A 21,735-nucleotide genomic window follows, 5' to 3' on the forward strand; every position below is an offset into this window, starting at 1 on the left:
CGTTTCGCCCGGGTGGCCCCCGGGTAGCACCCTGGACTCATGGGCTGAACCGATGACCAGGGGGACCACGATGCAGAGCCGGCTGCGGGTGCAGGGACACCCCATCCAACCGATGCTGGTGACCTTCCCGTACGGGCTCTTCGTCTGCGCCGCCCTCTTCGACCTCGCCGACGTGGCCGGCGGCCCGGTCTTCCTGGGTGAGGTCGGCTACTGGACGGCGGTGGCCGCCCTGGTGGCGGCGGCGTTGACGACCCTCGCCGGGATGGTGGACCTGTGGGACGTGCCCCCGGACCGGACCCGCCGCACCGCGATCACCTTCAACCTGGTGAACGCCGGCATGGCCGGGCTGTTCCTGCTCTCCTGCCTGATCCGGGCCGACGCGTCGCACCGTGGGGCGTCGCCGGTGCTGCTGGTCGTCGAGCTGCTCGCCCTCGTCGTGGGCGGGCTGGGCGTACGGCTCGGCGCGCGGCTGATGCGCCACTTCGAGGCGGGCCATGGCGAGGCCGCCAGCTTCGACGCGCTGCGCGCGGTCGAGGCCCCCCGCCCCTGGCGTTAGGGCCTGGCGCCTGCCGTCGGGAAAGGCGTTGCCGATGGGTTCCCGGGCGGGCACGCTGGGCCGGTGACGACGGGGGCGCGCTTCGAGGAACTGATCGCCGAGGGCGCCGCCGCACCCGTGACGGGCTGGGGTTTCGACTGGCTCGCCGGCCGGGCCACCGAGGAGCGTCCGCCCTGGGGCTACGCCCGCCTGATGGCGGCGCGGATGTCGACCGTCGACGTGGCGTTGGACATCGACACCGGCGGGGGAGAGGTCCTCGCCGAGGTGCCGCACCCGCCCCGCCTGCTGACCGCGACCGAGGCGTGGCCGCCGAACGTGCCGGTGGCGCGGGCCAACCTGCGGCCGATCGGCGCGCGCGTGGTGGCGGTGGCCGCCGGCGCCCCGTTGCCGTTCCGCGACGCCGCGTTCGACCTGGTGGTCAGCCGGCATCCGGTACGCACCGACTGGCCGGAGGTGGCCCGGGTGCTGCGGACGGGTGGCACGTTCCTGTCCCAGCAGATCGGCCCCGGTACCGTGCGCGAACTCAGCGAGGCGATCATGGGCCCGTTGCCGCCGCCGGCACAGCGGCACCCCGCGCAGGCGGTGGCCGCGGCCCGGGCCGCCGGTCTGACCGTGGTGGACCTGCGCGAGGCGACGCTGCGGACGGCCTTCCACGACATCGGCGCGGTGGTCTGGTTCCTGCGCAAGGTGGTCTGGACGGTGCCCGGTTTCACCGTGGCGGCGCACCGGCCGGCCCTGGCCCGGCTGCACGAGCGCATCCGCACCGGGGGCCCGTTCGTCGCCCACGCCCGACGGTTCCTCATCGAGGCCGTGCGGTAGGGGCCGTGCGGTGGGCGGTGCTCAGGCGGGGCGCAGCAACGCGAGCATCTCGGGCAGGTCGAAGAACTGAGCGGTCTCCACGGCGGAGGGGTTGCCGCCGTCCGGATCGGCGCCGGCGTCGAGCAGCGCGCGTACCGCCTCGGTGTTCTTGCGGAACACGGCCGCGGCCAGCGCCGTCTGCCCCCGGTCGTTGGCGCGCGAGTGGTCGGCGCCGCGGGCCAGCAGCGCGGCGACGGTCTCCGGATGGGCGTGGTACGCCGCCAGGATCAGCAGGCTGTCGCCCTTCTCGTTGGTCAGGTCGACCGGCAGCCCCGCGTCGACGTACCCGGTCAGTTCCTCGGTCGCGCCGTCGCGCGCCAGGTCGAACATCCGGTGCGCGAACTCCAGGGTCTCGGCGTCGAGTTCATCGCTCACCGGTACAGGCTAGTCGTCGCCGCACCGCTGCTGGCGACGGGTGGTTGACCTCGTTGGAGGGAACGGCGTCCCAACATTCAGGATTACCCACTAAACCTATAGGGTTTACCGCCTAGACTGGCCGCGACACCAGTCGTCGACCCGTTCGTGAGGGAACCCATGTCTGCCCTGCTCACTGCCGAGCCGGACCTGCTCGCCATCGCGCGGCGGTGGGCCGCCGATCCCGACCGCTGGCCGGTGCCGTTGCGCTTCGACCCGAGCAGCCGCTGGTACGCGCGGCTCGACGCGGACGGCCGGCACGAGGTGTGGGCGCTGAGCTGGTTGCCCGGGCAGGGCACCGACCTGCACGACCACGGTGGCTCCTCCGGCGCCTTCCTGGTCGCCTCGGGCACCCTCACCGAGGAGACGGTCAGCGGCGGCCGGTTGCGTCCACACCTGCTGACCCCCGGCTCCGGTCGGCGGTTCGGTCCCCGGCATGTGCACGTGGTGACCAACCGGCACGCCGATCCGGCGGTCAGCGTCCACGTCTACCGCCCGGCCCTGCGCCGGATGACCCGCTATCACCTCGCGGAGGGCCGGCTGCGGGTGGCCGAGGTGGCCGAGGCAGGCGTGGCATGGTGATCTCCGAGCGTCCCGTCGCCCCGCCGTCCGGGCGCCGCGCAGCCGCACTTCCTGGAAGGAACCCGATAATGTCCCAGACCGACCCCGCTCACTGTCCGGTGCCGCCCCCGGGCTCCCGGGGAATCGACGAGATCCTGGCCGCCGCCCGGGCCCGACTCGACCGACTCGATCCGGAGCAGGCGCACCTGGCGTACCGGGGCGGCGCCCTACTGGTCGACATCCGCCCCGCCGCGCAGCAGGGCGCGCACGGCACCGTGCCCGGCGCGCTCGCCATCGAGCGCAACGTGCTGGAGTGGCGCCTCGACCCGCGCTGCCCGGCCCGGCTGCCCGAGGCGGTCGGCTACGACCTGCCCGTGGTGGTCCTCTGCCAGGAGGGTTACACCTCGTCGCTGGCCGCCGCCGCGTTGCAGGATCTCGGGCTGCACCGGGCCACCGACGTGGTCGGCGGCTTCGCCGCCTGGCGGATCGCCGGCCTGCCCGTGCTCGGTCCCACCCCGCCGTCCCGCCCGTCCACCCTCGCGCCCCCGGCGATCGCCGGCCGGGCGTCCCGCTGACCGCCACGCCCCACCCGGGCGTGGCGGTAGTCCCCAGGAGGCCATCATGTCCGTCGTCACCATCGGGCCGCGCCAGCACCCGCCGCGCCGCACCAACCGGGCCCGGCTGGTGCGGCCGCGCACCGGGCCGACCCTGACCATCACCGTCGACCTCACCTCGGGGTCGGTGAGCCCGCGCCTGAACCGCCTGCTCGAACTGCTGAGCGAGATCGCCGAGTCGGGCGAGGGGCGGCTGTCGCAGGGCGAGGTCGTGGATCGGGCCCCCGGTGAGGATCCGCACGCCGTGCGGATCCTCACCGGGCCGCGCACCGTGCGCCAGGGGGACCGGGAGATCCCGCTGACCAGGATCGAGTACGACCTGCTGCTCTTCCTGGCCGAGCGGCCCCGACGGGTCTTCACCCGGCTGCAACTGCTCAACTCGGTCTGGGGCTACGACCACGCGGTGGCCCGCACCGTCGACGTGCACGTCCGCCGGCTACGGGCCAAGCTGGGCGTCGACGCGCCGCTGCTGACCACCGTGCACGGCATCGGCTACCGCCTCGCCGACGACGCTCGGGTGACCATCGAATCCTGAGCCGTAGCCGAGCCGAGCCGCGTGGCGGCGCGACGCGGCGCAGCCCGATCCGGGCGGCGTCGCGCTGTCCCGTACGCGTGACAGTCGGGCGCCTGGGAGCGTGATCAGCCGACGTCGTGCCCGGTGCGGGTCACCCGGCCGAGGGAACGCGAGGCGCCGCGACGACCCCCCGTATCAGGTCAACTTCCCGACTCTGCTGTAATCATCTGGCCTCGTACGCAGAGCGAGTGGTCGGCTCCGATGTGTCGGTCAATTGTCACATTCATGCAACGCGGCCGCCCCTTGACCCTTGCACGAGCGCCGGGAAGCATCGATAAGGCGGCGTCCCGGGGCCGTGGGGAAAACCCGGACCAGCCAAGGAGGACCATGTCGGTCAGCCCCGCATCGTCGCGCGCCGGATGGCATACGTCCCAACCCGCGCTGCCCGGTCGACCTCCCGGCGGTCAACGCCGTCCCACCAACACCGCCACGGCGGTGCTCACGGTCACCCTGTCCATCCCGCTCGCCTGCGAAGAGTCGCTGACCCCGGCGGCGCGGCGCCTGCTGGACGCGGCCCGGGAGATGCTGGAGCGGGGCGAGGGCACCATCACCGCCGTCCCGGTGGTCCCGGAGCGGCGCACCGAGGCGGTGCCGGCGGGGCGTACGCCGTCGCGGCAGTTCGCCGGGACCATCCCCACCCTGCACATCCTGGCCTCGTCCCGGTCGGTGCTGCGCGACGGCGAGCCGCTGCCGTTGACCCGGCTGGAGTTCGACCTGCTGCTGCACCTGGTCGCGCATCCCCGGCGGGTCTTCACCCGGCTCCAGCTGCTCAACGCGGTCTGGGGCTACGAGCACGCCGGCGTCCGCACGGTCGACGTGCACGTCCGCCGGCTGCGGGGCAAGGTCGGCGTGGACGTCCCCCTGGTCACCACCGTCTACGGCGTCGGCTACCGGCTGGCCGACGACGCCCGGGTCACCCTCGACCGCGCCGGCTGACCGGGCTCCATCCTCGACCGCACCGGCCCCCCGGTCCACGCGCGACCGCGCCGGCCGAGCGCCCGTGGGCCGGACCGGCTGCGAGGTCCCCGGTGACCGCCCGCCGGTGACCGGGCACGATGGTCGGATGCGCGTGCGTCCCATCTCACCGCAGCTCCTGGTCGCCGAGCTGGCCGAACGGCTGGCCGGCACCGAGCCGGCCGGACCGCTCGCCGGCACCGGCCCGGCCGGACGGCTTCGGGTCGCCGTGGACGGTGCTCCCGCCGCCGGCCCCGACCAGCTGGCCGCCGCGCTGATCGACCCGCTGCGCGCCCTCGGCCGCCCGGTGCTGCACGTACGGGCGGACGACTTCCTGCGACCCGCCTCGGTACGCCTGGAACGGGGCCGGCACAACCCGGACGCGTACTACGAGGGCTGGGTCGACGACGCCGGCCTGCGCCGCGAGGTGCTGGATCCGGCCGGACCGGGCGGGACGGGGCGACTGCTGCCCTCGCTCTGGGACGCTCAAGCCGATCGGGCCAGCCGGGCCGCGTACGTCGCACTGCCACCCGGCGGGGTGGTGCTGGTCAGCGGCACCTTCCTGCTCGGCGGCGGGCTGCCGTTCGAGGTGGTCGTACACCTGGAGATGTCACCGGCCGCGCTGGACCGGCGCACCGATCCCGAGCTGGCGTGGACGCTGCCCGCGTTCGACCGGTACGCCGCCGAGGTGGCCCCGGCGAGCTTCGCCGACGTGGTGGTCCGGGTCGACGACCCCCGCCGCCCGGCGCTGGTGGAATCCACCGACGGGGCGGTTTGAGCCACGGGCGCGGGGGGTATTCGCGGGGCTCACAGCGCCTGGGTGTGATCACTTGGGCGGTATGACCGGGTGGGGACAGCCCCGCCCGCGATGATGACGAGGCCCAGGAAAGGCAGGCAGCGATGCTCGTCCACGACACGGTCGGCACGGGCCGATCCCAGGCGGAGATCGACCAGATCCGGCTCTCTCTGCAGGCCCGCCACGACGAGCTGTCCGCGGAGTACGAGCAGGCGGTGCAGCAGAGCCAGGTGCTGCGGCTGGTCGAGGTCGGCGACACCGCCGGCGACGACCAGGCCGACAGCGGCACCAAGACGGCCGAGCGGGACACCGCGCAGTCGTTGCTGCGGACCATCCTCGACCGTCGCGCCCAGTACGAGCACGCGCTGACCCGCCTCGACGAGGGCACCTACGGCTTCTGCGAGGGCTGCACCGCGCCCATTCCGGTCGAGCGGCTGGAGATCTTCCCGTCGGCCACCACCTGTGTGACCTGCAAGCAGACCCGCGAGCGCCGGGCAGCCTGAGCGGCAGCGGTTGCCGGGCGGTCCGGAGCGCGGTGAACTTCACCCATGGGCGAGATCAGGGTGGGCACGGCGTCTTGGACCGACCGGACGCTACTGGACTCCGGCTGGTACCCGCAGACGGCCGACACGCCCGAGAAGCGGCTGGCGTACTACGCGCGCCAGTTCCCGCTGGTCGAGGTCGACGCCACCTACTACTCGCCGCCCGCCGAACGCACGGCGCGGCTGTGGGCCGAGCGCACCCCGGCCGGCTTCACCTTCAACGTCAAGGCGTTCAGCCTGCTCACCGGCCACCCCACCAAGGTCAGTGCCCTCTACAAGGACCTGCGGCCGGAGACCGACAAGCGCAACCTCTACCCGGACGACCTGCCGCCGCAGGCGTACGAGGAGGTCTGGACGCGGTTCCTCAGCGCCCTCGACCCGCTGGTCGAGGCGGGCAAGCTCGGCGCGCTGCTGTTCCAGTTCCCGCCCTGGTTCACCATCCGGCGGGACAACAAGCAGTACCTGCTGGAGGTGACCGCACGCTGCGCGCCGCTGCGACCGGTCTTCGAGTTCCGGCACGCCTCCTGGTTCGACGGGGACAACGCCGAGGAGACCCTCTGCTTCCTGCGCGAACACCGGCTGGCGTACGTCAGCGTGGACATGCCGCAGGGCCACCGCTCGTCGATCCCGCCGGTGCTGGCCGCCACCTCGGATCTCGCGGTGGTCCGTTTCCACGGCCACAGTGACCGGTGGACCAGCAAGGACATCCACGAGAAGTTCGGCTACCACTACTCCGAACGGGAGCTACGCGACTGGGCCCCCAAACTCCGCGAACTGGCCGACGAGACACGGCAGACCCACGTCCTCATGAACAACTGCTACCGCGACTACGCCCAGACCAACGCCAGCACGCTGAAAGGGCTACTGACCAGCTGAGACGCTGATCGGCGAGTCGCTTCAACATGTCGGCCCGCGAGATCTTGGTACGAAGTCGCCCCCTCCAGGGGCTGTTCGGCACCAAGATCTCTCAGCACGCCCAGACTCCTGCTGGCGCGGACGGTGACGTGATGCGTCCGAGGCGAGTACCGTCCGATACGGCAGCCCGCCGGGTAGCGGCCGGCCGTCGCCCAGCCCTCTACCTGGGAGTCCTGCCATGACCCGACCCACCCGGCCGACCGGTCAGATCCTCGCTGAGCACCGCCAGCGCGCCAGCCTGACGCAGGAGCAACTCGCCGAGCGTGCCGGAGTCAGCGTCGAAACCATCCGCAAGCTGGAGCAAGGTGTGCGGCGGAGCGCCCGCATGGACACGCTGCACGCCCTCGCCCGGGCACTCGGGTTGCCCACGAGCGCGCTGGTGGGTGACCAGGCTGAGGGAGCCGCCCGGGCCGAGCCCGACCATCGTCCGCTGTCGCTGGCGGAGATCCGCCGCGCCGTCGCCCCGATCCGCGGACTCGGCGGCACCACCCTCGCCGCCCCGCCTGGCGAGCCACCCGCGCACGACGTGCTTCGCGCCCGCTTGCACGCCGCCGATCGGGCGTACCAAGCCAACGACTACGCCACCGCGCTCAGCGCGCTACCGCCGCTGTTGCTCGACGTCCGGGCGGCGTCCGGCCTGGCCGCCGATACCGCCAGACCGGCCGCGTACGTATTGCTCGCCCGTACCCTCCACCTCACCGGCAACCTGCTTATCCAGCTGCGGGCCGGGGATCTGGCTCAGACGGCACTCTCCGACGCGCTCGCCGCCGCCGAAGCTGCCGGGGACCAGGTCGTGGCCGCCACCGTTGTCCAGGGCATGACCTGGTTGTTGATGCGGCAGGGTCGGCTCGCCGAGGCGGCCGAACTGGCGGTGGCCACCGCCGACCAGGTCGAGCCCCGATTCTCCCGGGCGGCGCCAGCCGAGTTGGCTGCCTGGGGCTGGCTGGCAATGGGCGCCGCCGCCGCGTACGCCCGCGACAACCAGCCAGACATGGCGGCCGAACTGGTCGACGCGGCCGGTGCGGCAGCGGTCCGGATCGGCGAGCGGGCGCCTGCGGCCGACCATCTGATGATGGTTGGCGGGTTCGATGCCGCCAGGGTGCAGATGCAGCGGGTCGAGAATGCAGCGGTGGCCGGCGACCCGGGCCGCGCCCTTGACCTGGCCCGGGCGGTGCCGCCGGGGCCGACGCCGGTCCGGTCGAGCTGGCAGCGACACCGCCTCGACGTGGCGTGGGCGCACGCGGAGCAGCACCAGTATGCCGACGCGACGGGTGTGCTGTTGGAGTTGCAGGATCGGGCGCCGGCATGGTTGCGGCACCAGCGGTACGCCCGGGACATTGTCCGGCAGATCGCTGAAGGCCGCCGCCGGGCGATGTCATCGGAGCTGGCGGAGCTGGCCGCGCTGGTGGGCTGTACGCCGTAGCTGGTACGCCACGCACCAGCTACCGGTCAGTGGTCGGTAGCTGGTAGCGAGTGCCCCTGGAAGATCGGCGATTCGCTAGACACTCTCAATTTGTGATTCACCGGCTACTGTGCGCTTCCTCTTGCGTGCGGGCGTCGGGAGTCACCGTGACGAGCAGGGCCTATCCGTGGCAGGAGGCGGGCCTCGCCGTCGCGATCGGTGAGACCGGCGGTCGGCGCAGGGTGAGGCCCGGCCGCCGGGACCGACCTTCGAGAGGCGGAGCCCATGCGCTGGCGATGGTGGCAAACGATTGATCGACCCGACCTGTCCGGTCACGACCGGCCCTCGGCGCGCCACCGCGTAGCCGCAACCGTCGGCGACGGCGCCCGGCCGTCACGGGACGCGCCGACCGAACTCTTCCCCCTGCCACCGCTGGCCACCCGGGCCCAGCGGTGGCGTGGCCACGGCGGCCAGATCCAACCGTGAGCGCGCTCGTGCTTCGGATCCTGCACCAGGGTGAGCATGCGTATGTGCAGGTCGACTACGCCGCGCTGACCTACGGCGCCAGTGTCGAGATCGCGGGCTGGCGGCTGTCCCAGGTCACCGGAATGCCGATCAGCTCCTATTGGTGCCTGATCGATGTCCGCGAGGTGCCCGAGCTGATCGTGGGCGACACGGAGACCTGGACACCGCCCAGCCCGCCGCGCGGGCACGGCTGACATGCGCTGGAGCCGAGCACCGCCGGACCGCGCCGGTAGACTGGCCCGGCCCGTGAGCAGCTACGATCCGCCCACCGATCAGGAGGACATCCGTGCAGGTATCCCAGGCCCTGGACCTGATCGAAACCCTGCTCCGCGCCGCCGAGCACCCCGACATCGTGTCGGTCGCCCGGTACGGTCGCGACAACCAGCCCGGCGGCCAATCGCCGGCCGGGGTCAAGGCCGTGCACCAGAGCGGGACCGCCGCGATGCTGTGGGCCGCCGAGGCACCGCGTGACGCCACGCCGGTGCCGCTGCCCACCGAGCCGATCCCCCCGAAGTGGCGGGCGGCTCGCATCCTCGTGCTCGCGCACCAGCTGCTCGACGTCGCCCGGCCCGACCAGCTCCTCCGCTGGGAGCTGTGCGGGCAGGCCGGCGCTGACGTGCCGGTGGCCGCCGCGCTGCGGCTCACGGCCCGCGACGGGTCCATGATCTACCTGCGTGGCACCGCCGCGTCGGGCGGCAGCGTCGAGCCCGAGACTGACCGTCACCCGGACTACCAGATTCCCCCAGGAGTCCGCTCATGCCTTCAGGCAGCCAGTGCTCCGTCTGCGGAGCGCGTGTCAGCGTAGACCCGGGCAAGCCGTGCCCATCGCACCAGGCGATGGGTAGCCGGGGCATGTGCCCCGGCTCCGGCCGGCCCACGATGTAGCAGCGAGCGGCCCCCGTACCAGCCGGTGCGGGGGCCGTTTGTCGGTCGCAGACGGCACAGGTTCGGGGATGCCTGGGAGTTGACGGTCACGCGATCATGCAGTTGTGGTCGCCGTAATAGCCGCATATCTGGACAAAATGGCGACCACAACTGCATGATCGGCGCGCGCCGCGGGCGCGGGCTGGGGTGGGCTGGGGTGGGGTTCATCCTGGTGGGGTGAGGGTGGGTCACCCGGGGAGGGGCGAGGGTGGGGGCAAGGTAGCGCCACGGAGGTGACGGGCGATGACGGATCGGGTGGGGACGCGCCGGCGGAGCGCGGTGCTGCATGTCGTCGGCAGGTCCGACCAGGGCCGGCGGGTAGCGCGCGCCGGGTGGGCCAGTCCGATCCGGGCGCGGCGCGGGCCGGTGGGTCCGCCGCGACGCCACGACGACCGACGGTGGGAGACCGACCTACGGGGGTGGACAGATGGCTGAGCAGTTCCAGTCCGCGATCGAGTCCTCCATGGACAAGACCAACCTGATCCTGAAGGACATCGAGCAGGCGTACGGGTGGCCGAAGGAGCAACGCAACCAGTCGTACGCGGCGCTGCGTACCGTGCTGCACCTGTTGCGGGACCGGATGCCGGTGCAGGAGAGCGTGGAGTTCTCCGCCCAGTTGCCGGTCGTGGTGCGGGGCATCTACTTCGACGGCTGGCAGCCGCAGGACGTGCCGGTCAAACTCAACCGGGACGACTTCCTCTACGAGGTCCGTCAGGGCTTCCCGTACGACGTGCAGGGCGGCCCGGAGCGGGTGGTCCAGGTGGTGCTGGACACGCTGCGCCGGCACATCACGCAGGGCGAGTGGGACGACGTGAAGGACACCATGCCCAAGGATCTCGCCCGGATCATGCCCTGATCCGGGCGAACCGGCGCGGGCGGCTCGCGGCTGACCCGGCGACCGCCGCGCCGCCCGGGCCTACCAGAGGTCGAAGTGGAACACCTCGAACGAGGTGCCGTAGCGTACGCCCAGCCGGGTTCCGACCGGGCGCGCGCCGCCCTCCAGGAACTCCTCGGCGTCGAAGCCGCCGTCGCCCAACCCGGTCAGGTACGCCTCGTGCGCGAGCAGCGACGCCACCCCCTTGTCGAACGTCTCGGTGGTGTCCACCCCGTGCGCCGAGCGCGGCGACGAGGCCGCCCACACCTGCCGTACGCCGCCCCACGGCGCGACGTCGCCGGTCAGCTGTTCCGGGAAGATCCACCGGTTGCCGGCGTCGCGGACCGCGTCCAGGGTGGCCCGGCCCACCGCGATGTGGTCGGCCTGGTTGAGCGTGTCGGCGCCGTCCCAGGTCGCCCGGAAGTTGTTGGTGATCACGATCTCCGGCTGGTGCCGTCGGACCACCGCGGCCAGTTCCCGACGCAGCGGTACGCCGTACTCCAGCACCCCGTCGGGCAGGCCCAGGAACTCGACCGTGTCCACGCCCACCAGGGCCGCCGAGTCCCGCTGCTCCTGTTCGCGTACCGGCCGGGCCTGTGCCGGGGGCATGCCGTCGATGCCGGCCTCACCGCTGGTGACCAGGCAGTAGATCACCTGCTTGCCCTGCCCGGTCCAGCGGGCGATGGCGGCTGCGGCACCGAACTCCAGGTCGTCCGGGTGCGCCACGATCGCCAGGGCGCGCTGCCAGTCCTCGGTCACCGGCTCCAACGGCGCGGTCATCGGCTCCAGCGGCTCGGTCATCGGCACCTCCGTCTGCTTGCGTTCCGTCTGCTCGCCAGGGCGTCCATCCTGCCACTGGAGGTGCGCCGGCACCGGTGCGGTGAACTCGGTCATGCCGGACGGTTCGGGCGATTACGGTGAGGGTGCGGTGTGGTTAGAGATGATCGAGCGCGGGGTACCACCTCGCGGCACGACGCACCCCACCAACGCCGGCGGGGGCGGGTCCATCCGAGGGAGCACGATGCCACTCAACGACGATGACATGCAGACCACCAGCGGCGGCGGGCCGGAGGGCCCGGCCGACGGGGGTGCGACCCCGGGTCAGCACGACGGTGGTGCCGACGGCAGCGCGGAGGGTCCGGCCGACGGCGGCGCCACTCCGGGTCAGCACGACGGTGGTGCCGACGGCAGCGCGGAGGGTCCGGCCGACGGCGGCGCTACCCCGGGTCAGCAGGACGGTGGCGCCGACGGCGCCGCCCGGTAGCGGCTCGCCGTGACGCATATCGACCCGCCGGGCGGCCGCGGCCGCCCGGCGGTGCTGTCCCGGTGCGTCAGCGTGGAGCCGGCGAAGTTCGCCGCCGCCCACTGGGGACGCACCCCGCTGCTGTCCCGCGCCGACGAGCTGCCCAACTCCGCGGGCTTCACCGACCTGTTCAGCCCCGCCGACGCCGACGAGTTGCTCAGCCGGCGTGGCCTGCGTACACCGTTTCTCCGGGTGGCCCGGGACGGCGAGGTGCTGCCGGCGGCGCGGTACACCGGCGGCGGCGGTGCCGGCGCCGAGATCGGCGACCAGGTCCTCGACGAGAAGGTCCTGCAGCTGTACGCCGACGGCGCCACCCTGGTCCTGCAGGGACTGCACCGCAGCTGGCCGGCGTTGATCGACTTCACCGGTGAGCTGAGCCTGGCCGTGGGACAGCCGTTGCAGGTCAACGCCTACCTGACCCCGCCGGGCAGCCAGGGCTTCGCCACCCACTACGACACCCACGACGTCTTCGTGCTCCAGGTCGACGGTCGCAAGCACTGGCGCATCCACCCGCCGGTGCTGCCCGATCCGCTGGAACGCCAGCCGTGGGGTGGGCGGGCCGACGAGGTCGCCGCCACCGCGCAGGGCCCGGCCGCGCTGGACGTGGTGCTGCACCCGGGCGACGCGCTCTACCTGCCCCGGGGGTGGCTGCACAGTGCACAGGCGCAGGAGTCCAGCTCGCTGCACCTGACCGTCGGCGTGCGGGCCCTGACCCGGTACGCGCTGGTCGAGGAGTTGCTCGCGCTGGCCGCCGAGGACCAGCGGCTGCGGGCCAGCCTGCCGATGGGCACCGACCTGGCCGATCCCGACGCCGTCGAGCCGGAGCTGACCGAGACCGTCGAGGCGCTGCGGGACTGGCTGCTGCGGGCCGACCCGGGGGCGGTGGCCGCCCGGCTGCGGCAGCGGGCCTGGCCGGCGTCGCGCCCCGCACCGATCCGGCCCCTGGCGCAGGCCGCCGCGATCACCGCGCTGGACGTCGACAGCCGGGTCACCGTCCGGCCGGGCCTACGCTGGCAGCTCGCCGAACAGGGTGAGCGGATCGCCCTGCACCTGTTCGACCGCACCATCACCCTGCCTGCCTCCTGCGCGCCCGCCGTCCGGTCCCTGCTCACCGGCGCCGTCACCCGCGTCGGCGACCTCCCCGCCCTCGACACCGACGCCGACCGCCTCACCCTCACCCGCCGCCTCCTCCGCGAGGCCGCCCTCACCCCCACCCCGCCCGAACCCCGTTGATCATGAAGTTAGCGTGCGGTTTGATCTCGGAAAGCCCCGCTAACTTCATGATCAACGGGGAGGGTGTGGGGGCGGGGTCAGGGGAGGGGGAGGGTTAGGAGGAGGAGGGTGGTGGCGAGGCCGGCGGCCACCACGACGAGGACGGGGCGAGGGCTGAGCACGGCGTGACGGCGGTCGGCGATCAGGCGCGTCGGTATCAGGCCCAGCACCGGGCCGAGCAGCGTCACCACCAGCGCCAACACCGGCAGCCCGACGGCCAGGTCACCGTCGTTGCGCTCACCGAGGGCGCGGGCCCCGGCGCCCAGAGCGTACGCCAGCACCGCCCCGGCGACGCCGCACAACGCCAGCAGCGGGTTGACGTTGCCCGGCAGCTCGCCGGGTTGCCCGGTGCGGCGCAGCAGGTCCCGGACGGCCTCCAGCAGGGCGACCGGGTCGCCGGTGGCGTCCGGCGCGGGTGCCGGCGGTGCACCGGCCCGCCGCCCGCCGCCGCCCAGCCGGGCGTTCAGCTCCTGCACCAGCATCGCCACCTCCGCGTCCACCCGTTCCTGGGCCTCCCGCGCGGCGAGCACCTCCCGTTCGGCCCGGTTGACCTCGTCGGCGGACTCGGCCACCGCCCGGTCGGCGGCGGCGCACTGCTGCTCGTACCAGATCCGCGCCTCCTCGCGCTGCTCGTGCACCCGGGCGGTCAGCTCGGCGAGCCGCCGCAGCTGGGCCGCGTACGTCTCGCTGGTCACCGGTTCGTTCATCGTGACGGTCCATAGGGGATGATGGTCTGCCCGGTGCGGTGCACCGCCCGGTCGAAGAACAGCCCCCGCCACGGCCGGGGATACCAGTCCGGCCCGCCGCTGCCGGGGTACAACGACGAGCCCAGCTCCCCGCCGTGGGTGTCCAGTGCCACCCAGGCGCCGATCTGGTCGGTGCGGGCGCCCGTGCCACCGAGGTCGGCGCGCATCCGGGCCACCCCGCGCCACCAGGCCAGCACGTGCGTACGCCGTTCGGGGCCGTCGTGCAGGATCCGGCGCAGGTGCTCCAGCCCGCTCGCCTGCCCGACCCGCGCGCCGAGCGTTCCGGACGCCGCGTCGACGGCGAACAGCAGCAGGTAGTGCGGCGCCCCGGTGGCACCGGGTGCGCCCAGGCCGGTGGCCGTCTCGGCCATCAGCTCGGCCACGGTCTCCTCGTCGTACCAGGCGGCGTCGTCGGCCAGGTCCGCGTAGAGCGCCCGGGCCGCCGGGTCGGCATCCGGATCCAGGCAGGCGATGGAGAACCGGGCACCGCCGGGGCGGTGCTGCCGGGCCAGCGACCGGGCCGCCGCGTCCAGCACCGCGCACGCCTCGTCGACCCGGGTACCCAGCACGGCCAGGTTCCGCCCCGGCGCCCGGGGCAGCCGCAGCACCGCCGAGCGGGCCTGCACGTCGATGATCTCGCCGAGCAGCGCGACCGGGCTGCGTGGCGTGCCCAGCTCCGGCGCCCGCAGCGCCCGGAAGTCCGGCGCCTCGGTCAGCCGTGGGATCGCCTCGCCGTCGAAGAGACGTGCGGGCGCCGCCTCGGCCGGGCGCATCCGCCACAGCCGGTGCTGCAGGCCGCTCCAGGTCTCCCAGTCGCTGGCCGACGGGATCCGGGCCACCTGGTTCCCCTCGGTCAGGCCCGACTCGGCGTTGACCACCGCGTGGTGACGCGGCAGCGACTGGGCGGCGTCGTTGCGTTCGGCGAGGATCCGCAGCGCCTTCGGCAGCGCGATGCGGAGGGTGAACTGGGCCACCAGCGCGGGACGGCCCCACAGCGCCTCGATGCCGCGCACGTCCTGCGAGGCCAGCACCAGGTGGATGCCCTGCGAGCGACCCCGGCGGGCCAGGTCCTCCAGCAGGTCGGCCGCCTCCCGGGCCACCGCGTCCCGACCGGCCAGCAGCATCTGGAACTCGTCGACCACCGCGACGATCCGGGGCCAGTGCCCGCCCGGATCCACCGCGCGCAGCTCGGCCAGCTTGGTGACCTCGTGCTTCTTGGCCGCGTCGGCCCGCCGGCGCAGCTCCTCGGCCAGGAACCGCAGCAGCGCCAGGCCGAACTCCCGGTCGGTGTTCACGTTGATGCCGACCAGCCGCATGTGCGGCAGCCAGCTCGGGTCGCGCCGGCCCTGGGCGAACCGGGCGAAGGACACCCCCTCCTTGAAGTCCAGCAGGTAGAACTCCAGTTCGGCAGGGGAGTAGCGGGCGGCGAGGGCGCCGATCCAGGCGAAGATCAGGTTCGTCTTCCCGGTGCCGGACGGCCCGCCGATCAGCGCGTGCGGCGGGTAGTCGCCGAGGGTCAGCAGCACCGGCCGGCCCTGCGGTCCCTCGCCGATCGGCGCCGTCAGCCCGGTCGCCGAGTCCTCCCGCCACATCTGGTCGGCCGGGGGCAGCAGGTCGGTGAACGGGGTCGGCGCCGGGCCCGCACTGACCACGGAGGCGATGTCCCGGCAGGTCTCGGTGACCAGCGTGGCCGGCGGGGGCGGGTCGAGGCGTACCGGCAGGCCGCCGACGTGCGCACCGTCGGCGGCCACCACCACCCGGGTGACCGTCGGATCCTCGGGCAGCGGCACACCGCGCACGATCAGGTGTACGCCGCAGGCCGCTCCGGCGCGTACCACCCGGTCGAGTTGACCGCGCTCGTGCCGGGACAGCTCGTCCCCGCCGAGCAGCACCGCCACCCGCCACGGCTCCGGGCGGCGACCGGTGGCGGCGGCCAGCTCGCGCAGCGAGGCGTGCTCGCCGGCCAGGACGGTCTCGTTGATCCGGCGGATCTGCTCCACCAGGTCGTCCAGGAGCCGGCCCAGGCCACCCGGGCCGACGAAGGTGAGCAGCCCGGCCGTGCCCAGCGGGGCGAACCCGGCGAGCCCGCCACCCAGGCGGTCCGGGTCGTAGCCGACCAGCCGCACGTTGCCCGGCGCGGCCCGGCCCAGGCTGCGCAGCAGGAGCGCGGAGACCACCGCCGCGCAACCCTCCGCGTCCCCGTCGAGGGCCACGTGCCCGCCGTCGAGCAGCGCCACCAGCGCCGGTACCGGCTCGGTGCCGGCCAGCCGGACGGTGCCGATCCGCGTCGCACCCGGCGGTTCGGCCCGGTCGGCCGGGGTGGTCCGCCACGCCGGCCAGTCCGCCGAGGCCGCACCGGGCGCCTCGCGGACCGCGGCCTCGGCCGCCCGCCGCCCCAGGACCGCCAGCCGCGACGCGTGCCGGGAGTCGATCTCGGCAAGGCGGTGGTCGCGTTCGGCGCCCACCCGCTCGGGTACGCCGGCGGCGGCGCGACGCACGCGTACCGACCGCTCCCGCGCGGCGGCCAGCGCGACCTGGGCCGCCGCCGACCGGGCACGGGACGCGCCGAGCGCCTCGGCGAGCAGCTCCCGGACCCGGGTGACCAGCTGGCCACGCCGGTCAGCCATCGATCCCGCGCCCCGGCAGGCTGCCGCCGTTGGTGTTAGAAGGGGCGCCCTCTACCGCCTCCGGCGTTGGTAGCGGGCCCTTCCGTCCGCTGTCGGCGGGCAGGTCGCGACCGAGGCGGTCGAGCAGGACGCCGGTGAGCACCCCGGCGGTGACCGCCGGATCGGCGGCGTGCGGCCGTTGCTCGTCGTCGCCGCGCCGGGGTGGGGGCATCCGGCAGACCCGGGTGAGCAGGGTGTCCAGCACGGGTGCGGGCAGGCCGGGCAGCAGGTCCCGGACCCGGCCGTCCAGTTCCCGGTGCAGCCGGGCCAGGTCGTCGCCGCGCGGCGGATGGCCGAGCAGCTCGCCGGCGAGGTTGCGCAGCAGCGGCGGCGCCACGGCGGCCAGGCCCAGCCCGACGTCGGCGTGGGCGCCGCGCAGGTCGCGGTGCAGCCGGTCGCGGTCGCCGGCGCGGACCCCACGGACCACCCGGTGCAGCAGCTCCCGCGAGTCGGCTATCCGCTCGTCGGGTTCCCCGGCCGGACCTTCCCGCCCGCCGGTCAGCTCCGCCACCCGCACCGACCACCAGCGGCGTAACCGCACCTCGCCCGCCGGCTCCGGCGCGCCGGCCACCGGCTCGACCGCCCCCGGCGCGTCGTGCACCGGCCGGCGCTCCGGCTGCCCGGGGGCCGGTGGCGCGCCGTCGGGAGCCAGCCCGATCGCGGCAAGGTACGCGGTCAACTGCTCCTGGGCCACCCGCAGCGCGTACCCGGCGGTCTCGGCGTGCTCGGTGGCGGCGGAGAGCTCCGGCACGCCCATCGGATTGGCCGACTCCTGACGCACCCAGCGCAGCCGCTCACTGGCCAGCCCGAACTTCTCCAGCGCCTGCCCCAGCAGACCCAGCGGCAGCTCCTCGGCGGCGGCCCGGACCTGCGCGCCGACCTCCTCGACGATGGACACGCCCGCCCCTACAGCGTCGAGACGTACTGCTGGGCCTGCTCGACCGCGACGAGCGTCGCGGCGAGGCACTCCTCCAGCTCCTGGCTGGCCTGGGTCAGCGACGCCTGCGCCGCCTCGACTGTGGTGTGGCCACTGCCCTCCAGCGCCCCGGCGAGGGTCTGCTGCGCCTCGGCCAGCTTCTCGCCGGCGGCCTGCACGGCGCTCTGACCGTCACCGATCTGCTGGAGCGCGACATCGATGGCTGCCTTGAGCTCGGCGACGCTCGCCACGCGGGAACCTCCTGGGGGCGGGGAGGACTCCATTAGAGCCTATGCCGGTAGGGGACAGAACATGAGCCCTGTCAGTGTTCCTGCCCCGCTGACCGGTTGTCGACCACTGGCGTCCCGAGTCCGATTCGTGGGACCGGTGGGCGATCTGTCACCCACCGCCACCGTCGGTCAGCCACCGCGGGCCCCGCACCTCGGCGCCGAGCGCCGTGACCCGGCCGCGCAGCGCGCGGTCGGCGGTGACGACCACCCGGCGCCGGTTCCCGGCGTGCGCGACCAGCTCGACCATGGCGTCGTCGCCGGAACCGTCGGCGGCGACCACGCGTACCCCGTCGACCTCTGGCACGCCCCGGGCCGCGCCCTCCACCACCAGCACCACCTCGACGGGCGGCGGCAGGTCCGGCGGCAGGCCCCGCCCGCCCAGCGGGACCAGCGTGTCCCGCAGCCGGGCGGTCGCCCCGGCCCGGTCGCGCCACCAGCCGTTCGGGCGCGAACCGACCACGTTGGCAGCGTCCACGATGAGCAGCGGCGTCCCGTCCATCCGCACAGCCTGCCACCCGGTGAGGTGGACCGCCGGTCCGCGACACGCCCGCCGGCCCGGTCGGTGGGCGCGCGGCGGTGGCGTTTGTCCGGCCGAGGGCTGGGTAGCCCGTGCCGACCGTCTCGCGCCCGACCGCGGAGGACAGACATGATTGGACCCGGAGACTTCGGCTCCGACCCGTGGGACGAGTTCCTCGCGCGGTACTTCGGCCGGGGCGAGGGCGGACGGCGCCCGGCGCACCGGGTCGACATCACCCGGCTGATGACCGCCGACGCACGCGAGATGCTGGCCGATGCGGCACGCCGGGCCGCCCAGAAGCAGAGCAACGACCTGGACACCGACCACCTGCTCTGGGCGGCGTTGCAGCGCGAGCCGCTGCGTGACCTGGTCCGGCGGGCGGGCGCGGATCCGGACACCCTGGTCAACGCCCTGGGCGGGCGGGGCGACGGCGCCCCGCAGGGCGAGGTCCCGCCCAACCTGTCGCTGACCCCGGCGGCCAAGCGGGCGCTGCTCGACGCACACCAATTGTCCCGGGCGATGGGCGCGAACTACATCGGGCCCGAGCACATCCTGATGGCGCTGCCGCTGAACCCCGAGTCGCCGGCCGGCCGGATGCTCGCCGCCGGGCGCATCCAGCCGGAGTCGTTGCAGGCCGCCAACGCCGAGCGCGGACCGACCACCGGTCCCCGGCCGGACCGGGGCACGCCCACCCTCGACCAGTACGGCCAGGACCTCACCGACCTGGCCCGCAACGACCAGATCGACCCGGTGATCGGGCGGGCCGACGAGATCGAGCAGGCGGTGGAGGTCCTGTCCCGGCGGACCAAGAACAACCCGGTGCTGATCGGCGAGGCCGGCGTCGGCAAGACCGCGATCGTGGAGGGCCTGGCCGAGCGGATCTGCGACGGCGACGTGCCGCAGACGCTGCTCGGCAAGCGGGTGGTCCAGCTCGACCTGGCGGGGCTGGTCGCCGGCACCCGCTACCGGGGCGACTTCGAGGAACGGCTGAAGAAGGTGATCGACGAGATCCGGTCCCACCGGGAGGAGCTGATCATATTCCTGGACGAGATCCACACCCTGGTCGGCGCGGGCGGTGCGGGCAGTGAGGGCGGCATGGACGCGTCCAACATGCTCAAGCCGGCGCTGGCCCGCGGCGAGCTGCGGGTGATCGGCGCGACCACGCTGGACGAGTACCGCCGCAGCATCGAGAAGGACGCCGCGCTGGCCCGGCGCTTCCAGCCGGTGTTCGTGCCCGAGCCCACCGTCGAGGACACCGTGGCCATCCTGCGTGGCCTGCGGGACCGCTACGAGGCCCACCATCAGGTGCGCTTCACCGACGAGGCGTTGGTGACCGCCACCGAGCTGTCCGACCGGTACGTCACCGACCGCTTCCTGCCGGACAAGGCGATCGACCTGATCGACCAGGCCGGCGCCCGGGTGCGGCTGCGTACCCGCACCCCGGACGCCGACGTGCGGGACCTGGAACAGCAGCTCGACGACGTGCGCCGGGACAAGGAGCAGGCGGTCGCCGACGAGCAGTACGAACGCGCCTCCGCGCTGCGCGACCGGGTCTCCGAACTGGAGCGGCAGGTGAAGCGGGCCCGGGGCGACGACGGCGGGGGCAACCACGTGCCGGAGGTGGGACCGGAGGAGATCGCCGAGGTGGTCTCCCGGGCCACCGGCATCCCGGCCAGCCAGCTCACCGAGGAGGAACGGGACCGGCTGCTGCGGTTGGAGGGCCAGCTGCACGAGAAGGTCGTCGGGCAGGACGACGCGGTCACCGCGGTCGCCGAGGCGGTCCGCCGCTCCCGTACCGGGCTGGCCGACCCCAACCGGCCGATGGGCAGCTTCCTCTTTCTCGGCCCGACCGGGGTCGGCAAGACCGAGCTGGGCCGGGCCCTGGCCGAGGCGCTGTTCGGCGAGTCGGACCGGATGGTCCGGGTGGACATGAGCGAGTTCCAGGAGCGGCACACGGTCAGCCGGCTGGTCGGCGCGCCGCCGGGCTACGTCGGGTACGAGGAGGCCGGCCAGCTCACCGAGGCGGTCCGCCGCCGGCCGTACGCGGTGGTGCTGCTCGACGAGATCGAGAAGGCCCACCCCGACGTGTTCAACATCCTGTTGCAGGTGCTCGACGACGGGCGGCTGACCGACAGTCAGGGCCGCACCGTCAACTTCAAGAACACCGTCCTGATCATGACGAGCAACCTGGGTTCCGAGCTGATCACCGGCGCCCAGCGCGCGGTCGGCTTCGGCGCCGGCGAGCCCGGTAGCGCGCAGGAGAGCGACGAGCTGCGGGAGCGGCTGATGCGCCGGTTGCAGGAGAACTTCCGCCCGGAGTTCCTCAACCGCATCGACGAGGTGATCATCTTCCGCCGGTTGGAGGCCGAGCAGCTGCGCCAGATAACGGAGCTGCTGCTGGAGGAGACCCGTCGCCGGCTGCACGCGCAGGACATCGAGGTGGACTTCACCACCGCCGGCATCGACTGGCTCGCCGAGCACGGCTACCAGCCGGAGTTCGGCGCCCGGCCACTGCGCCGGGTCATCCAGCGGGAGGTGGACAACCACCTGTCCCGGATGCTGCTGGAGCAGGAGGTGTCGCCCGGCCAACGGGTCACCGTCGACGCCCGGGACGGTCGGCTCACCTTCGACGTGGCCGCCGGGCGCGGTCACGCCAGGGCGACCACCTCGCATCCCCGCTGACCTGAGGGGTACAGATGACCGAACCGGAGGAGACCCGGGACGACGACGACCGCACCGACCCGATCGTGGCCCCGCCGACGGCGAACCCCTCCCGGGTCCAGGTGCCGGCGGAGGGACTGGTCGGGCAGACCGACGAGGGGCATCCGGAGACACCCGGTACGCCCCCCGGAGAGGAGGGCTGATGGTACGCGAGCAGCGACTCGACCCCGAGGTGGAAGTGCTGTGGGACGACTTCCACGCCGAGGTCAACGTGCCGTCCGAGCAGCTGCGGCAGTGGCTGCTGACCCGTGGCTCCGGCGAGGAGGCGTTCGGCCCGAATCCGGACCTGGACCTGCCGGAACCGGGTCGGCAGATCCTCGCCGTGCTGCGCAAGCGCAAGGTCGACCTGACGCCCGAGGACGTCGAGGTGATGCGGGACGCGGTCGAGCGGATCCGGTCGCTGACGGCGGCGAAGCCCGGCCGGGGCAACGCCGACGACGAGTGGCGGCACCGCCTGCTCGACCTCGGTCACGACGTGCTCGTCGAGCGGTGACGTCCGCGGGTACCCCCGGCGCCGCCCACCGCGCCGGGGGTACCCGCACGTCCACCCCCGACTACTCGGACTCCAGGCTGGCGATGGCCAGCCCGGCGGCGTCCGCGGCGGCCTGCCGGTCGGCCCGGGTCTGCTCCTCGCGGGTGAGCAGGGCGGCGTACTCGGCCAGGATGGCCGGGTCGGGCACCTCCGGCAACCGGCGCAGGAACGCCTCGACTTCCCGGACGGCGGTGGTGTGCGCGGCGGCCGCCCGACGGAGTACCTCACGGTCGTCGGCGGCGGGATAGAGGTCGGTCATACCG

The 21,735-nt window shown here is 73.8% G+C and carries 26 protein-coding genes; 18 read left to right on the forward strand and 8 right to left on the reverse strand.

Annotated features, from left to right (window positions below; genetic code table 11):
- Positions 1–52 precede the first annotated feature (52 nt).
- Together O7615_RS26290 and O7615_RS26295 are read left to right on the forward strand one after the other, a co-directional pair.
- On the forward strand, positions 53–556 hold the full coding sequence (locus O7615_RS26290) for a DUF2231 domain-containing protein (RefSeq protein WP_278180462.1): 504 nt from the start codon (positions 53–55) through the stop codon (positions 554–556).
- Between the two features lie 63 nt (positions 557–619).
- Positions 620–1,375 carry a class I SAM-dependent methyltransferase gene (locus O7615_RS26295; RefSeq protein WP_278180463.1) on the forward strand — a complete coding sequence of 252 codons (756 nt, stop codon included), beginning with the start codon at positions 620–622 and terminating at the stop codon, positions 1,373–1,375.
- Between the two features lie 21 nt (positions 1,376–1,396).
- Here O7615_RS26295 and O7615_RS26300 read toward each other — a convergent pair whose 3' ends face one another.
- Positions 1,397–1,789 (reverse strand): ankyrin repeat domain-containing protein, encoded by a 393-nt coding sequence (locus O7615_RS26300; protein ID WP_278180464.1) that lies wholly within the window; start codon positions 1,787–1,789, stop codon positions 1,397–1,399.
- A 159-nt stretch (positions 1,790–1,948) separates the two neighbouring features.
- On the opposite strand from O7615_RS26300, the gene O7615_RS26305 reads away from it, so the two are divergent.
- From O7615_RS26305 to O7615_RS26355, 11 genes are all read left to right on the forward strand, one after another.
- Positions 1,949–2,410: a cysteine dioxygenase family protein gene (locus O7615_RS26305; protein WP_278180465.1), complete on the forward strand. Its 462-nt coding sequence runs from the start codon at positions 1,949–1,951 to the stop codon at positions 2,408–2,410.
- Between the two features lie 68 nt (positions 2,411–2,478).
- Positions 2,479–2,964, forward strand: coding sequence for a rhodanese-like domain-containing protein (locus O7615_RS26310; RefSeq protein WP_278180466.1), 486 nt, complete (start codon positions 2,479–2,481; stop codon positions 2,962–2,964).
- A gap of 46 nt (positions 2,965–3,010) precedes the next feature.
- The gene (locus O7615_RS26315) at positions 3,011–3,538 is read left to right on the forward strand and encodes a winged helix-turn-helix domain-containing protein (RefSeq protein WP_278180467.1); all 528 of its coding nucleotides are present in this window, start codon (positions 3,011–3,013) and stop codon (positions 3,536–3,538) included.
- Between the two features lie 366 nt (positions 3,539–3,904).
- Positions 3,905–4,513, forward strand: a complete 609-nt coding sequence (locus tag O7615_RS26320) for a winged helix-turn-helix domain-containing protein (RefSeq protein WP_278180468.1) — start codon at positions 3,905–3,907, stop codon at positions 4,511–4,513.
- Between the two features lie 127 nt (positions 4,514–4,640).
- The gene (locus O7615_RS26325; RefSeq protein WP_278180469.1) at positions 4,641–5,309 is read left to right on the forward strand and encodes a uridine kinase; all 669 of its coding nucleotides are present in this window, start codon (positions 4,641–4,643) and stop codon (positions 5,307–5,309) included.
- A 122-nt stretch (positions 5,310–5,431) separates the two neighbouring features.
- On the forward strand, positions 5,432–5,830 hold the full coding sequence (locus O7615_RS26330; protein WP_278180470.1) for a TraR/DksA C4-type zinc finger protein: 399 nt from the start codon (positions 5,432–5,434) through the stop codon (positions 5,828–5,830).
- Positions 5,831–5,875: 45 nt separating this feature from the next.
- Positions 5,876–6,745 carry a DUF72 domain-containing protein gene (locus tag O7615_RS26335; protein ID WP_278180471.1) on the forward strand — a complete coding sequence of 290 codons (870 nt, stop codon included), beginning with the start codon at positions 5,876–5,878 and terminating at the stop codon, positions 6,743–6,745.
- Positions 6,746–6,962: 217 nt separating this feature from the next.
- Entirely contained in the window at positions 6,963–8,207 is a 1,245-nt protein-coding gene (locus O7615_RS26340; RefSeq protein WP_278180472.1) for a helix-turn-helix transcriptional regulator, read from the forward strand.
- A 461-nt stretch (positions 8,208–8,668) separates the two neighbouring features.
- A complete protein-coding gene (locus tag O7615_RS26345) occupies positions 8,669–8,905 on the forward strand; it encodes a hypothetical protein (protein WP_278180473.1) in 237 nt (78 codons plus the stop codon).
- 92 nt (positions 8,906–8,997) lie between these two features.
- On the forward strand, positions 8,998–9,516 hold the full coding sequence (locus tag O7615_RS26350) for a hypothetical protein (protein ID WP_278180474.1): 519 nt from the start codon (positions 8,998–9,000) through the stop codon (positions 9,514–9,516).
- Positions 9,517–10,062: 546 nt separating this feature from the next.
- On the forward strand, positions 10,063–10,491 hold the full coding sequence (locus O7615_RS26355) for a DUF2267 domain-containing protein (protein ID WP_278180475.1): 429 nt from the start codon (positions 10,063–10,065) through the stop codon (positions 10,489–10,491).
- A gap of 60 nt (positions 10,492–10,551) precedes the next feature.
- Here the strand turns inward: O7615_RS26355 and O7615_RS26360 are convergent, their stop codons facing one another.
- Positions 10,552–11,403 carry a PIG-L deacetylase family protein gene (locus O7615_RS26360; protein WP_278180476.1) on the reverse strand — a complete coding sequence of 284 codons (852 nt, stop codon included), beginning with the start codon at positions 11,401–11,403 and terminating at the stop codon, positions 10,552–10,554.
- Positions 11,404–11,530: 127 nt separating this feature from the next.
- On the opposite strand from O7615_RS26360, the gene O7615_RS26365 reads away from it, so the two are divergent.
- Both O7615_RS26365 and O7615_RS26370 read left to right on the forward strand, forming a co-directional pair.
- Positions 11,531–11,773: a hypothetical protein gene (locus O7615_RS26365; protein WP_278180477.1), complete on the forward strand. Its 243-nt coding sequence runs from the start codon at positions 11,531–11,533 to the stop codon at positions 11,771–11,773.
- Between the two features lie 9 nt (positions 11,774–11,782).
- On the forward strand, positions 11,783–13,045 hold the full coding sequence (locus O7615_RS26370; RefSeq protein ID WP_278180478.1) for a cupin domain-containing protein: 1,263 nt from the start codon (positions 11,783–11,785) through the stop codon (positions 13,043–13,045).
- A gap of 77 nt (positions 13,046–13,122) precedes the next feature.
- Here the strand turns inward: O7615_RS26370 and O7615_RS26375 are convergent, their stop codons facing one another.
- The 5 genes from O7615_RS26375 to O7615_RS26395 form a co-directional block, all read right to left on the reverse strand.
- On the reverse strand, positions 13,123–13,791 hold the full coding sequence (locus O7615_RS26375; RefSeq protein ID WP_278180479.1) for a hypothetical protein: 669 nt from the start codon (positions 13,789–13,791) through the stop codon (positions 13,123–13,125).
- Positions 13,788–16,457, reverse strand: coding sequence for an FtsK/SpoIIIE domain-containing protein (locus tag O7615_RS26380; protein ID WP_278180480.1), 2,670 nt, complete (start codon positions 16,455–16,457; stop codon positions 13,788–13,790). Before O7615_RS26380 ends, O7615_RS26375 begins: the two co-directional genes overlap by 4 nt.
- Positions 16,450–17,394, reverse strand: coding sequence for a hypothetical protein (locus O7615_RS26385; protein WP_278180481.1), 945 nt, complete (start codon positions 17,392–17,394; stop codon positions 16,450–16,452). Before O7615_RS26385 ends, O7615_RS26380 begins: the two co-directional genes overlap by 8 nt.
- A gap of 8 nt (positions 17,395–17,402) precedes the next feature.
- Positions 17,403–17,663, reverse strand: a complete 261-nt coding sequence (locus O7615_RS26390; protein ID WP_092379879.1) for a hypothetical protein — start codon at positions 17,661–17,663, stop codon at positions 17,403–17,405.
- A 148-nt stretch (positions 17,664–17,811) separates the two neighbouring features.
- A complete protein-coding gene (locus O7615_RS26395) occupies positions 17,812–18,201 on the reverse strand; it encodes a hypothetical protein (RefSeq protein ID WP_278180482.1) in 390 nt (129 codons plus the stop codon).
- A gap of 147 nt (positions 18,202–18,348) precedes the next feature.
- On the opposite strand from O7615_RS26395, the gene O7615_RS26400 reads away from it, so the two are divergent.
- The 3 genes from O7615_RS26400 to O7615_RS26410 are packed head-to-tail and all read left to right on the forward strand — an operon-like array spanning position 18,349 to position 21,433.
- Positions 18,349–20,901 (forward strand): ATP-dependent Clp protease ATP-binding subunit, encoded by a 2,553-nt coding sequence (locus tag O7615_RS26400; protein ID WP_278180483.1) that lies wholly within the window; start codon positions 18,349–18,351, stop codon positions 20,899–20,901.
- 14 nt (positions 20,902–20,915) lie between these two features.
- Complete coding sequence (locus O7615_RS26405) at positions 20,916–21,083, forward strand: hypothetical protein (RefSeq protein ID WP_278180484.1); 168 nt, start codon at positions 20,916–20,918, stop codon at positions 21,081–21,083.
- Positions 21,083–21,433, forward strand: coding sequence for a DUF3140 domain-containing protein (locus O7615_RS26410; RefSeq protein ID WP_278180485.1), 351 nt, complete (start codon positions 21,083–21,085; stop codon positions 21,431–21,433). The genes O7615_RS26405 and O7615_RS26410 overlap by 1 nt, the downstream gene beginning before the upstream one ends.
- 61 nt (positions 21,434–21,494) lie before the next feature.
- Here O7615_RS26410 and O7615_RS26415 read toward each other — a convergent pair whose 3' ends face one another.
- Positions 21,495–21,731, reverse strand: a complete 237-nt coding sequence (locus O7615_RS26415; protein ID WP_278180486.1) for a hypothetical protein — start codon at positions 21,729–21,731, stop codon at positions 21,495–21,497.
- Positions 21,732–21,735: the final 4 nt, after the last annotated feature.

Origin of the sequence: Micromonospora sp. WMMD1082, assembly GCF_029626175.1 — a bacterium.
Lineage (GTDB): Bacteria > Actinomycetota > Actinomycetes > Mycobacteriales > Micromonosporaceae > Micromonospora.